Origin of the sequence: Streptomyces sp. NPDC097617 (assembly GCF_044761485.1) — a bacterium.
Classification (GTDB): Bacteria; Actinomycetota; Actinomycetes; order Streptomycetales; family Streptomycetaceae; genus Streptomyces.
In genome coordinates, this window is record NZ_JBIWCL010000022.1 from 75,913 (window position 1) to 87,678 (window position 11,766).

Sequence of the window (11,766 nt, forward strand, 5' to 3'; positions counted from 1 at the left end):
AGGGGTCATGGCTACCGAACCACTCCCCCTCGACGGCATCACCGTCGTCGCCGTCGAACAGGCCGTCTCGGCCCCCTTCGCCACCCGCCAGCTCGCCGACCTGGGCGCCAGGGTGATCAAGGTCGAGCGCCCCGACGGCGGCGACTTCGCCCGGGCCTACGACACGGCCGCGCACGGCCTCGCCTCGCACTTCGTCTGGGCCAACCGCGGCAAGGAGTCGATCGCACTCGACCTGAAGGACCCGCGCGGCCGGGAGGTCCTGCACGGGCTGCTCGCCGATGCCGACGTCTTCGTGCAGAACCTCGCGCAGGGGGCCGCGGCCCGGCTCGGGCTCGACTCGGCCGCGCTGTGCGCGCGTTACCCCCGGCTGGTCGCCGTGGACGTGTCCGGCTACGGCGCCGAGGGCCCGTACGCCCACAAGCGCGCCTACGACATGCTCGTGCAGTGCGAGGCGGGCCTGGTGTCGGTGACGGGCACCCCGGAGCAGCCGGTCAAGGCGGGGATCCCGGCGGCGGACATCGCGGCGGCCATGTACGCCTTCTCAGGGGTGCTGGCCGCACTGCTGCGCCGTGGGATCACCGGGCGCGGGGGCCGGGTGGAGGTGTCCATGCTGGACTCGCTCGCCGAGTGGATGGGCCACCCGCTGCACCACACGATGCACGGCGGCGAGCAACTCGTGCGCACCGGCCTCGCGCACGCGGTGATCGCACCCTACGACGCCTATCCGACGGCCGACGGGGACCGGGTGCTGCTGTCGGTGCAGAACGACCGCGAGTGGCGGCGGCTCGCCCAACAGGTACTGGAGCAGCCGGAGTTGGCCGAGGATCCGGCGTACGCGACGAACACGGCGCGCACCGGGAACCGGGAGAAGACCGACGCGGTGGTGGCACAGGCACTGGGCCGGCTCGACGCGGACGAGGCGATCGGGCGGCTGGAGGCGGCGGGCATCGCCTGTGCGCGACTGAACTCGGTGGCCCAGCTGGCCGGGCATCCGCAGCTCGCGGCCCGGGACCGCTGGCGGGAGGTGGAGACGCCGGCCGGTCCGCTACGGGCACTGCTGCCGCCGATCGGACTGCCGGGCGGCGCGGCACCGCACATGGGTGCGGTGCCCGCGCTGGGCGAGCACACCGAGTCCCTGCTGCACGCCCTGGGGATGGCGGACGCACAGATCTCGGAACTGCGCCGGGACGGTGTGATCGGGTAGGGCCGGGTAGCCGGAGACCGAAGGGCCGACGGCTGCGCTACGGGGACGGTTACGAGCGGCGGCTGCCGAAGAGCGTGCGACGCAGACGGCGCAGCGGCGCGAAGAGCGAGACGCGCGCGCTCCGGCTCCGCAGACGGTGCGTGTGATCGCGGGAGGTGAGCTCGCGCATCAGCAGCGTCGCCTCGGCGGCCTCCCGGTGCGGGACGGCGGGACCGCCCAGCACAGAGAGGTGGCGGTCGAGGCGCGAGCTGGTCGCACCGCTGCCGCAGGTGATGGCAGGCACGCGAGGCGGCCTGCTGCGCATTGCTATCTGTTCCATGTTCTCTCCCCACCCGTACGAGGGCACCCGGCCCGGGCAGGTTAACCCTATCGCCCCAGCGTCGCCCCCGGGTATCCCGGTGGTGTGAATTACCCCTGTGGCGGCGGGGAGTTGACGATTACTCAACGGAGTCGACGATTACTCTCCGCACAGACGTCACGCTGCGGAAGGCCCTTGCGCGAGTCCCGTCACGATAGGGGTCACACGGCTCGCACTGCGCTAACTTGGAGTGATCGCCCGATGACACGTGGGCGCACGGGAACACACTCGGGGGCGCGCGTGAGTGAGCAATCGAACTCCGATCGTGTCATCTCGGGCCGCTACCGGCTGCTCGAACCGATCGGCCGCGGCGGAATGGGCATCGTGTGGCGGGCCCGGGACGAGGTACTCGCCCGCGATGTCGCCGTCAAGGAGGTCCGGGCCCCGGCCGGACTGGAGCCCGCCGAACTGGAGCGGCTGTACCGGCGGCTGGAACGGGAGGCGTGGGCCGCGGCCAGGGTCTCGCACCGCGGGGTCGTCACCGTCTACGACGTGGCGTCCGAGGACGGGCGGCCCTGGATCGTCATGGAGCTGGTGCGCGGCCTCTCGCTGGCGGACATCCTGGAGGCCGAGGGGCCGATGCCCCCTCAGCGGGCCGCACACATCGGGGAACAGGTGCTCGCAGCGCTGCGCTCGGCGCACGACTCCGGAGTACTGCACCGGGACGTGAAGCCGGCCAACGTACTGATCGCCAACGACGGCCGGGTGGTGCTCGGCGACTTCGGGATCGCGAGCCTGGAGGGCTCCTCGGCCATCACCATGACGGGCGAGGTGGTCGGATCCCCCGAATTCCTCGCACCGGAGCGCGCGTTGGGGCGTGACCCGGGCCCCGCGTCGGACCTGTGGGCGCTCGGGGTCCTGCTCTATGCCGCCGTCGAGGGGGTCACGCCGTTCCGGCGGGCCACCCCGCTGGACACCCTGCGGGCGGTGGTGGACGCGGAGTTGCCGCCGCCGCGCCGGGCCGGGGCGCTGGAGCCCGTCCTGGAGGGACTGCTCCGCAAGGACCCGGCGGAGCGGCTGCCCGCGGCGGAGGCGACCCGGATACTGCGGCTGGTGGGCGCGGGAGGGACCGTACGGGCCTCCGGCGGGCCGGTGTCGGGGCCGGACGCGCCGACGGCCGTCGCGTACCCCGGGCGGCAGGGGACGGACGCGCCGCCCGAGCCGTACGGGGCGCAGCCGACGCGGCCCGCGCACTCGGCCCCGTACGGGACGCCACCATCGGCGGCGGGGGCGCGCGACGGGAACGCCGGGCTGGTGCTGACGGTCGGGATCGTGCTGATGGTGCTGGCCCTGGTCGCGGTGGGGTGGCTGCTGCTCAAGGACCGCGGGAACGGCGGCGGGACGGGCGGTGGGAACGGCGCCCCGACGGGCTCCGCGAGTACGACCCGCACCGTCACCACGACCCCTTCGACGGCGCCGTCCGCCCCGGTGTCGGCGTCCGCCACGGGCGCCGCGGGGCAGCACGTCTCGGTGTACGTGGACAGCGTGCGCACCTCCTACACGGGCAGCTGTCCGCCGCCCGCCGCGTACGCGCCCGCCTTCACGGCCACCGTCGAGGTGGAGCGCACCCCGGTCGTACTGGAGTACCGCTGGGCCACACGCAGCGGGCGGACCTCCGGCCCGGGCTGGCAGTCCGTCACGTACGAGGAGGCCGGGCCGAGGAGCCGGCGGCTGGAGCACACGGAGCTCACGCACGAGCCGGACGCGGCCTTCGAGGACGCGGTCCGGCTGGAGGTGCGGGGACCGGCCGAGGTGGCCACCCAGTGGGTGGCCACCTCGGTGACCTGCCGGAAGGAGACCCCGACGAGCGAGGCCCCCTCCCCCGGACCGAGTGCGTCACCGACGGCGAGCGTTCCGGCGGAGCCCGCGAGCGGTGAGCCGGAACGTACCGATCGTACGGATCGCACTGATCGCACTGATCGCACTGATCAGATGGAGGACCCGGACCGCACGGACCGGACGGACCAGGTGGATCGGACAGAGCGGACGGAGTCGGCCGATCAGGCGGCGTTCGTGAAGGCCGGCAGGTAGCCGCCGGACTGTCCTGCCGCGGTCGGGTGGTACGACTCGCCGATGTTCAGCCAGTTGACGCTGTGCAGCCACGCGTTGCCGGAGCAGATCTCGTGACCCGTGAAGGCGCCGGCGACCGAGGCGAAGGTGAAGCCGTGGTCGGCGGCGCGTTTGGCGATGGCGGCGTTGAGGTGGTCGGCGGCGCCGTTGATGGCGGCCCGCTCCCCTTCGGTCAGGCCGGTGGTGCAGGTGCCGTTCAGCTTGTAGAAGCGGGGATAGCCGAGGACGACGACGTGTGCGCCGGGCGCGCGGCTGTCGATGGCGTTGTAGACCTGGTCGAGCCGGCCGGGGAGGGTGGAGTCCACGTAGGCCTTGGCCTGGTTCACGCGGTTGACGCAGGTGGATTCGGACTGGAGCACACAGGTCGTCATGACGTCGGAGAATCCGGCGTCGTTGCCGCCGATGGTGATGCTGACCAGGTCGGTGCCCGAGTTGAGCGGGGTGAGCTGGTTGGCGAGGACATCACCCGTACGGGCGCCGGAGCAGGCGGTGAAGGAGAAGGTCTGGGGGGAATGGGCGGCGGCCCACAGGGCCGGGTAGGCGCGGGTGGTGCGCTTGCAGTTGCCGCTCCCGCTGTCGTAGTTGCCGGCGCCGACGCCGGAGGAGTACGAGTCGCCGAGGGCGACGTAGCCGAAGTCGGCCTGGGCGGCGGCGGCCTGGCCGGCTCCGAACAGGGCGGCGCCCGCGGCGAGTAACAGGGAGGAGGACAGGGCTGCGAAGCGCGACAGTCTCATGCTCATGTGTGCGGCTCCTTGTGGGGGTTACTCCTGAGTCCGTGGTACAAGGAGCCGGGACTCGTTGGAAGTGTCCATGCCAAGAATGTTCGGGGCGGAGTTGGAAAGCGAACCTTCACCCCGAATGCGTTTGAAGAGGGAACTTGGGCACCCGATCCAGCGAAACACGGGTGCACGAGGGCACCGTGTGCCGGATCATGGGCGCCATGTCAGCCAACCCGCATGACGCGCTGCCGATCCGGCTCAACGTCGACGACAGCGACTCGCCGTCGGATGTTGTCGACGCACTGTTCCTCGGCCGGTTCGCGTCCGGTGAGCAGCCGTACTCGCACAGCGTGTCGATCGAGCGGGTCAAGGCGGATGCCACCCTCCTGCCGCCCGAAGCCAGGGTGTTGCGCTCGGCGCGCGACAGCGACCGCAGCGCCACCCTCGCCGAGGGCGAGGGCTGGACCATGCTCGTCTCGCGCTGGAGCCGGGGCGCGGACGTCACCGTGACGGCGGTCAGCGACGAACTCGCCGCCGGAGTACTCGGCAAGGCCACGGAGGGCGTCCAGGACGAGCCCGAACCGCAGCCGGAGAACGTCACGATGGGCTTCTGGTATGTCTCCCCGCGCCGCGGCCCGTACCGGACGACCCGCCAGATCGCGGCCGGGACCTGGGCGGACGTGCGGCCCAACTACACGGCGCCGGTGGCCGGGGCGATGGACCGGCTGATGAAGGTGACCCCGGACGACATCGCGGGCCGGCTGCTCCTGCTGCACGGGCCTCCCGGCACCGGAAAGACCTCCGCGCTGCGCACGCTGGCCCGGTCCTGGCGGGACTGGTGCCAGGTGGACTGCGTCCTGGACCCGGAGCGGCTGTTCAACGACGTGGGCTACCTGATGGACATCGCGATCGGCGAGGACGAGGGCACGGCGAAGGGCCGCTGGCGACTGCTGCTGCTGGAGGACTGCGACGAGCTGATCCGGGGCGAGGCCCGCCACACGGCGGGGCAGGCGCTGTCCCGGCTGCTGAACCTGACGGACGGACTGCTGGGCCAGGGCCGCAACGTCCTGGTCGGCGTCACCACCAACGAGGACCTGGAACGGCTCCACCCGGCGGTCGTCCGGCCGGGGCGCTGCCTGGCCCGGATCGAGGTCGGCCGGCTGACCCACCGGGAAGCGGTGGACTGGCTGGGCACGGACGAGGGCGTCTCCCGCGAGGGCGCCAGCCTGGCCGAACTCTTCGCCCTGCGCCGTGGCACCGGCCCGGCGGCGATCCTCCCCCCGCAGCCGCACACCGCGGAGGCAGGCCTGTACCTCTAGCCTCCGGCGCAAAATTCAGCAACGCCGGCGAGACTGAGTACGGGGCCGAACCGCAGGGGCTACTCGGCTGCGTACCGGGCCCGGAGGGCGTCCGTGGCCGCGGCGAGGGCTTCCGCCTGCGTCAGGCCGAGGCGGCGGACCCGGTCCGCATACGCCTGCGCCGCCGCCGCCGCTTCGCGGGACACCGCGTCCCCCGCGGCGGCGATGAAGGTCCCGTTGCGCCCCCGCGTCTCGATCACCGCGTCCGCCTCCAGCGCCCGGTACGCCTTCGCGACGGTGTTCGCGGCCAGCCCCAGCTCCTCCGCGAGGCCCCGTACGGTCGGCAGCTTGAAGCCCGCCGGCAGCTTCCCCGTCCGGGCCCGGTCGGCGATCTGCGCGCGCAGCTGTTCGTACGGGGCGGCCGAACCGGCCGTGCCGTCGATGGTGATCTTCAGGTTTGTCGAGGTCACGCGGCTGATTGTCCCCCATCGGCGGTTAATTGGGAGGCGCCCGGCGCGAAGGCGCCCGTAGCGTCTGCCGCATGACCGCAACGATCCGTGATCTGCGTCCCGGCGACCCCTCGGACGTGGAGTCCGTCGTACGGGTGTGCCGTGCCGCTCTGCCCTTCCTGATCACAACCGCCGAGGGCGTGGCCCACCAGTTCTCCTCCGCCCACCCGGCGAAGCACCACAGGATCCTCGTCGCCGAGACCGGCGACGGCCACGTGATCGGTACCGCCCAGGTCGGCATCGTGCACGACAGCCCCGAACCCGGCCAGGCGTACCTCAACGCCTACGTCGACCCCGCCCACCGCGGTCTCGGCGCCGGCGCCCTCCTGCTCCGCACGGCCGAGGCGCACCTCGCCGCGCACGGCGCGGTGGACGTGTACGCCTGGGTCCTCGACGAGCCCGCCCCTCGCGCCTTCGCCGAGCGGCACGGCTACCGCTCCAGCCGCTCGGCGCACTTCCTTCGCCTGGACCTCACGGCGGCGACGCTGCCCGAGCCGCCGCGGGACCGGGACCTTCCGGCCGGGGTCGAGCTGCGGTCCGGATCCGCCTTCGCCGCCGACCCGCGGCCGCTCTTCGAGGCCGACGCCGAGACGACCTCCGACGAACCGGGCGATGTGGCGGCCGAGTTCGACGACTACGAGGACTGGCTCGCGCACACCTGGAACAGCCCGTCCCTCGACAAGGAGCTGACCACCGTCGCCCTGGTCGACGGTGTGGTGGCCTCCTTCGCCGCGGCGCAGACGGACGGCGCCACCCGCTACGCCTCGGCGATGACCGGCACCCGGCGCGCCTTCCGCGGCCGGGGGCTGGCCAAGCTCGCCAAGACGGCCTCGCTGCACCGGGCCCGCGCGGCCGGTTACACGGAGGCGTTCACCGGCAACGACGCGGGCAACGGCCCGATGCTCGCCATCAACGAGTGGTTCGGTTACGAGATATGCGCGACCGAGACCCGCTTCACGAGGAAACTGGAGAACCTGTGACCACGCAGTTGACCGTCGTCCTGACCAAGGCCGGCCGGACCAAGATCCGCTATCCGGCCGCGCAGATCGCCGACGACGGCGACCGGATCTCCGTACGCGCCCCGTGGGCGGCGGAGGGCGTACGGGACTTCGGTTTCGTGCGCTTCGAGCCGGGCGACGTGTTCGTCGAGCACTTCTGGCGCACGCGCTGGTACGCGGTCAAGGAGGTGTGGACCGGCGACGGCGTCCTCAAGGGCTGGTACTGCGATGTCACCCGCCCGGCCCTGGTGCAGAACGGGGAGGTCCTCGTGGAGGACCTGGACCTCGACCTGTGGGTGTCGGCGGACGGGAGCTCCGTGCTGCGGCTGGACGAGGACGAGTTCGCGGAGAGCGGGCTCGCCGCGAGCGACCCGGAGGCGGCCGGCCAGGCAGTACGGGCCCTCGACGCGCTGGACGACCAGGCCCGGTCGGCGGCCGGCCTGTCCGCCCTCCTCGCGTAGGAGTACGGGGGCGCACGGCGGCCCTCCCGTGGGGAGCCGGGAGGGCGCCGGGCCCGGGGATGGTCCGGGGGCACACCATACGCACGGGCCGCGGCGGGCCGATAGGCATATGACAGAGGGGATTCCGGATCGCCGGCCACATGCTCCCCCGCCACGGCGCACGCCCGCGACGGCGTACCTTATTGCACAGGACTTGCAATTACTTGACTGGTACGAAAGGGGCCGTCGTGGGCTCTCCGGTGGTGCTCGGGATCGAGTCGTCGTGCGACGAGACGGGCGCGGGGCTGGTGCGGGACGGGCGGCTGCTCGGCCACGCCGTGGCATCGAGCATGGACGAGCACGCCCGCTTCGGCGGCGTGGTGCCCGAGATCGCCGCACGGGCGCACGTCCACTCCTTCACCCCTGTCGTACGGGAGGCCCTGGACCGGGCCGGCCTGCGGATGGCGGACATCGGCGCGGTGGCCGTCACCACCGGACCCGGCCTCTCCGGCGCGCTCCAGGTGGGGCTGGCGGGGGCGAAGACCCTGGCGTTCTCGCTCGGGGTGCCGCTCTACGGGGTGCACCACCTGGCCGGGCACGTCGCCGCCGACACGCTGGAGCACGGACCGCTGCCCGACCCGTGCGTGGTGCTGATCGTCTCCGGCGGGCACACCTCGCTCCTGCTCGTACGGGACCTGGCGCGCGACCCGATCACCCACCTCGGGGACACCGTCGACGACGCCGCCGGGGAGTGCTTCGACAAGGTGGCCCGGGTCTTCGGGCTGCCGTACCCGGGCGGGCCGGCCATCGACCGCACCGCCCGGGAGGGCGACCCGCGCGCCGTGCGGTTCCCCCGGCCGCTGACCGGCCCGCGCGACGCCCCGTACGACTTCTCCTTCTCCGGGCTGAAGACCGCCGCCGCCCGCTGGGCCGAGCAGCACCGCATCCGCGGTGAGCGGCTCCCGCTCGCCGACGGCGCCGCCTCGCTCCAGGAGGCCGTCGCCGACGTCCTGACCCGCAAGGCGGTCGCCGCCTGCCGCGAGCACGGGGTGGGAACGCTGGTCGTGGTGGGCGGGGTGGCCGCCAACTCCCGCGTACGGGCGCTCGCCGAGGCCCGCTGCCGGTCCGCCGGGATCACCCTGCGGGTACCGCCGCTGAAACTGTGCACCGACAACGGGGCGATGATCGCCGCGGTCGGCGACCTGCTGGTCCGGGCGGGCGCCGAGCCGGCCCCGCTCGACGTCTCGATCGACCCGTCCGCCCCCCTGGAGTACGCGGCCCTGCACCCGGTCGCCCGTACCGCCGCCCGGCTCGCTTCCTAGGATCTGAGCATGCCCGTCCACACCATCGCACCGCTCGCCGGCACAGTCTCCCCGCCGGAGCGGGTCTGGTACGCCTCCTACGGGTCCAACATGCACATGGACCGCCTCGCCGCGTACCTCGCCGGCGGAACCCCGCCGGGAGCCACCCGCACCTACCCGGGCTGCCGCGACCACCGGGCACCGGAACGCTCGATCCCGGTGGAGCTGCGCGGCTGCCTGTACTTCGCCACGGAGTCCCCCGTGTGGACGGGCGGCCGCGCGTTCTACGACCCGACGGCCCCCGGACGAACGCGCTGCCGGGCGCACCTGCTGACGGTCGGCCAGATGTCCGACATCGCCGCGCAGGAGATGTACGAGCAGCCCGGCCGGGACCTGGACCTGACCGCGGTCCTGCGGGACGGCCGCGCCGAGCTGGGCCCGGGGCGGTACGAGACCCTGATCTGCCCGGGCACGGTCGAGGGCATCCCCCTGCTGACGTTCACCGCGCCGTGGAGCCTTCAGGACGTCGAGGTGCGCAACCCGTCGGCCGCGTACCTGCGCTACCTGGCCGGCGGCCTCCTGGAATCAGGCCCCTGGGAGGACCACGACATCGCCGCATACCTGGCGGACCGCCCCGGCGCCGCCGGCCACTGGACGGCCCCACAGGTGAAGGCCCTGCTCACCACCTACGGCAGCCGGTAGCGAACATCCCTCTCTGTCAGCCTTGGGTGAGACATCCCGCTTTGTCGGGTTAGCCTGAGAGGGCACGACAGGAGACCCCACCCCTCATGACCAGTACCAAGCCCGCCGGATCCGACCCGGCACCCAGGCCGAAGCGTCGCAGTTTCAGCCCCGAGTACAAGCTGCGGATCGTGGCCGAGTACGACGCCGCACCCAAGAACGAGAAGGGTGCGGTCCTGCGCCGTGAGCGCCTCTACCACTCCCACGTCACCGAGTGGCGGGCCGCGCGGGATGCCGGCGCCCTGGAGAACCTCGTCGACAGGCGCACCAGCCCGGCGAGGCCGAAGCGGTCCGCCACCGAGGTGGAGAACGAGAAGCTGCGCCGTCAGGTGGAACGGCTGGAGAAGGAACTGGCCAGGAACAAGGCCGCACTGGAAATCCTGGGAAAAGCTTCGGCGCTCTTGGAAATGATCTCCGAGAGCGCGGACTGAAGCACACCGCCGAGCCGGTCGTCGACACCGCGTTCACCGGCATCGAGGGCGAGCTGGGCATCACGTCCGCGTGCCGTCTGACCGGCCGCTCCCGCGCCACCCACTATCGCCGGCTGCGGCCCCCCACGCCGCGCAGACCCCGTAAGCCGCAGGCCCAGCCCTCGGCCCTCGCGGCCGCAGAGCGGGCCTCGGTGCTGGAGCTGATGAACAGTGACGAGTACGCCGAGCTTGCGCCCGCGCAGATCTGGGCCCGCGAGCTGGACGCCGGGCGTTACCACTGCTCGATCTCCACGATGTACCGGATCCTGCGCGAGCGGGGCCAGTCCGGCGAACGCCGCCGCCAGGCCGTCCACCCCGCCCAAACGGTGCCCGAGCTGGTCGCCACCGCCCCCTCGCAGGTGTTCACCTGGGACATCACCAAGGCTGCCGGACCGGCGAAGGGCGTCTGGTATCACGCCTACGTCATCATCGACATCTTCAGCCGCTACATCGTCGGCCACACCGTCGAGGCCGCCGAATCGGCCGACCGGGCTGAGGAGTTGATCCGGGAGGCCATCATCCGCAACCACATCGTGCCCGAGGCCGTGCACGCCGACCGCGGCACCTCGATGACCAGCAAGAAGGTCTCCCAGCTGCTGATCGACCTGGGCGTCACGCGTTCACACTCGCGGCCGAAGGTCTCCAACGACAACCCCTACAGCGAGGCCCAGTTCAAGACCACAAAGTACATGTCCGACTATCCCGAACGGTTCGACTCACTGGCCCACGCCCGCGAGTGGTTCGACGCGTTCACCGCGTACTACAACCACGAGCACCGGCATTCGGGCATCGGCTGGCATACGCCGGCATCCGTCCACTTCGGGACAGCCGAGGAGGTCCGCGACCAGCGGGCCGTCACCCTCGCCCAGGCATACGCACGCCACCCCGAACGCTTCGGCCGACGCCCCCGACCACCCGAGATACCCCAGAAAGCATGGATCAACGACCCGGCCAAGCGCCGGGAACCCACACCACAAACCTCATAGCCTCACGACCGTCTCACTGGACTTGAAATCTTCCGGACTCCGCTCGCCCGATTCACCAGCAGACCGCCCGATGGTGACCGCGGCCTCGGCCGGCGGTAGCAGGCCCAGCTCGTCTTCAGGCAACGCCAAAGCGTGGGCAAGCCTGCGAAGTTCGACCATGTCCCGAATGTTGCGCTTCCCGCGTTCGAGTAACGACACGTACGACTGGTCGTAGCCGAGCAAGTCGGCGAGATCCTGCTGCTTGAGCTTGTGGAGGGCTCGGTACGCCTTGAGCACATCGGCCAGGTTCGAGCCGTCCGGGGGGGCGCTCCGCTCGGTGTTACCAACGAGCCAGTGGGGCTCGGCACCGGTCGATACGGCACGCAAGGGGCTGCTCGAGGCTGCGGGACCGATAGCACGGCGGCAGGGACTGCACACGGTGTCGGCGTTGCTGCGGCTCAACCTCGTGCTGCACCTGGCGCACAGAGCCGGCGTGGGCGGTGCAACAGTCATCAGCTTCTGAACCCTTCAGGGGAACGGCAGTAGCTCTAACGACGCTACTGAGAATCTCGGTTGAGCACCCTGCTGCCAGACCAGAGCCCAAGATATGGACTCACGGGGAAGCTCAGGCGGTTCGAGGCCGCCCGAGCCCGACGCCAAGAGTTCCCTAACTCATCAAGGCACTCGCCGCAC

The 11,766-nt window shown here is 71.9% G+C and carries 13 protein-coding genes; 9 read left to right on the top strand and 4 right to left on the bottom strand.

Annotation, left to right across the window (positions count from 1 at the left end):
* The first annotated feature begins 7 nt into the window (after window positions 1-7).
* Window positions 8-1,204 (top strand): CaiB/BaiF CoA transferase family protein, encoded by a 1,197-nt coding sequence (locus ACIQZO_RS29370; protein WP_403631614.1) that lies wholly within the window; start codon window positions 8-10, stop codon window positions 1,202-1,204.
* Between the two features lie 49 nt (window positions 1,205-1,253).
* Here the strand turns inward: ACIQZO_RS29370 and ACIQZO_RS29375 are convergent, their stop codons facing one another.
* Window positions 1,254-1,523 (bottom strand): hypothetical protein, encoded by a 270-nt coding sequence (locus ACIQZO_RS29375; RefSeq protein ID WP_403631615.1) that lies wholly within the window; start codon window positions 1,521-1,523, stop codon window positions 1,254-1,256.
* A 279-nt stretch (window positions 1,524-1,802) separates the two neighbouring features.
* Between ACIQZO_RS29375 and ACIQZO_RS29380 the strand changes: the two genes are divergently transcribed.
* Window positions 1,803-3,593 carry a protein kinase gene (locus ACIQZO_RS29380; RefSeq protein ID WP_403631616.1) on the top strand — a complete coding sequence of 597 codons (1,791 nt, stop codon included), beginning with the start codon at window positions 1,803-1,805 and terminating at the stop codon, window positions 3,591-3,593.
* On the opposite strand, the gene ACIQZO_RS29385 is transcribed toward ACIQZO_RS29380, so the two are convergent.
* Window positions 3,563-4,366, bottom strand: a complete 804-nt coding sequence (locus ACIQZO_RS29385) for an SGNH/GDSL hydrolase family protein (RefSeq protein WP_403631804.1) — start codon at window positions 4,364-4,366, stop codon at window positions 3,563-3,565. The genes ACIQZO_RS29380 and ACIQZO_RS29385 overlap by 31 nt on opposite strands.
* A gap of 206 nt (window positions 4,367-4,572) precedes the next feature.
* On the opposite strand from ACIQZO_RS29385, the gene ACIQZO_RS29390 reads away from it, so the two are divergent.
* Entirely contained in the window at window positions 4,573-5,670 is a 1,098-nt protein-coding gene (locus ACIQZO_RS29390; protein WP_403631617.1) for a DUF5925 domain-containing protein, read from the top strand.
* Between the two features lie 59 nt (window positions 5,671-5,729).
* Here ACIQZO_RS29390 and ACIQZO_RS29395 read toward each other — a convergent pair whose 3' ends face one another.
* Window positions 5,730-6,119, bottom strand: a complete 390-nt coding sequence (locus tag ACIQZO_RS29395; RefSeq protein WP_403631618.1) for a GntR family transcriptional regulator — start codon at window positions 6,117-6,119, stop codon at window positions 5,730-5,732.
* Window positions 6,120-6,190: 71 nt separating this feature from the next.
* Here ACIQZO_RS29395 and ACIQZO_RS29400 point away from each other — a divergent pair, with 71 nt between their 5' ends.
* The 6 genes from ACIQZO_RS29400 (at window position 6,191) to ACIQZO_RS29425 (ending at window position 11,094) form a co-directional block, all read left to right on the top strand.
* Window positions 6,191-7,138 carry a GNAT family N-acetyltransferase gene (locus tag ACIQZO_RS29400; protein WP_403631619.1) on the top strand — a complete coding sequence of 316 codons (948 nt, stop codon included), beginning with the start codon at window positions 6,191-6,193 and terminating at the stop codon, window positions 7,136-7,138.
* Entirely contained in the window at window positions 7,093-7,617 is a 525-nt protein-coding gene (locus tag ACIQZO_RS29405; protein WP_403631620.1) for a DUF402 domain-containing protein, read from the top strand. The genes ACIQZO_RS29400 and ACIQZO_RS29405 overlap by 46 nt, the downstream gene beginning before the upstream one ends.
* Window positions 7,618-7,844: 227 nt before the next feature.
* The gene (gene tsaD, locus ACIQZO_RS29410) at window positions 7,845-8,918 is read left to right on the top strand and encodes a tRNA (adenosine(37)-N6)-threonylcarbamoyltransferase complex transferase subunit TsaD (RefSeq protein WP_403631621.1); all 1,074 of its coding nucleotides are present in this window, start codon (window positions 7,845-7,847) and stop codon (window positions 8,916-8,918) included.
* Window positions 8,919-8,927: 9 nt separating this feature from the next.
* Window positions 8,928-9,599, top strand: coding sequence for a histone deacetylase (locus ACIQZO_RS29415; protein WP_403631622.1), 672 nt, complete (start codon window positions 8,928-8,930; stop codon window positions 9,597-9,599).
* Window positions 9,600-9,685: 86 nt separating this feature from the next.
* Window positions 9,686-10,069, top strand: a complete 384-nt coding sequence (locus ACIQZO_RS29420) for a transposase (protein ID WP_403631623.1) — start codon at window positions 9,686-9,688, stop codon at window positions 10,067-10,069.
* A gap of 41 nt (window positions 10,070-10,110) precedes the next feature.
* Complete coding sequence (locus ACIQZO_RS29425; RefSeq protein ID WP_403631807.1) at window positions 10,111-11,094, top strand: IS3 family transposase; 984 nt, start codon at window positions 10,111-10,113, stop codon at window positions 11,092-11,094.
* On the opposite strand, the gene ACIQZO_RS29430 is transcribed toward ACIQZO_RS29425, so the two are convergent.
* On the bottom strand, window positions 11,089-11,535 hold the full coding sequence (locus ACIQZO_RS29430; RefSeq protein WP_403631624.1) for a helix-turn-helix transcriptional regulator: 447 nt from the start codon (window positions 11,533-11,535) through the stop codon (window positions 11,089-11,091). The genes ACIQZO_RS29425 and ACIQZO_RS29430 overlap by 6 nt on opposite strands.
* Between the last annotated feature and the right edge of the window lie 231 nt (window positions 11,536-11,766).

Coding starts and splice junctions, on each gene's coding strand:
- ACIQZO_RS29370 (WP_403631614.1), top strand. CDS start 8: ATGGCTACCGAACCACTCCCCCTCGACGGCATCACCGTCGTCGCCGTC.
- ACIQZO_RS29375 (WP_403631615.1), bottom strand. CDS start 1,523: ATGGAACAGATAGCAATGCGCAGCAGGCCGCCTCGCGTGCCTGCCATC.
- ACIQZO_RS29385 (WP_403631804.1), bottom strand. CDS start 4,366: ATGAGACTGTCGCGCTTCGCAGCCCTGTCCTCCTCCCTGTTACTCGCC.
- ACIQZO_RS29390 (WP_403631617.1), top strand. CDS start 4,573: ATGTCAGCCAACCCGCATGACGCGCTGCCGATCCGGCTCAACGTCGAC.
- ACIQZO_RS29400 (WP_403631619.1), top strand. CDS start 6,191: ATGACCGCAACGATCCGTGATCTGCGTCCCGGCGACCCCTCGGACGTG.
- ACIQZO_RS29405 (WP_403631620.1), top strand. CDS start 7,093: ATGCGCGACCGAGACCCGCTTCACGAGGAAACTGGAGAACCTGTGACC.
- ACIQZO_RS29415 (WP_403631622.1), top strand. CDS start 8,928: ATGCCCGTCCACACCATCGCACCGCTCGCCGGCACAGTCTCCCCGCCG.
- ACIQZO_RS29420 (WP_403631623.1), top strand. CDS start 9,686: ATGACCAGTACCAAGCCCGCCGGATCCGACCCGGCACCCAGGCCGAAG.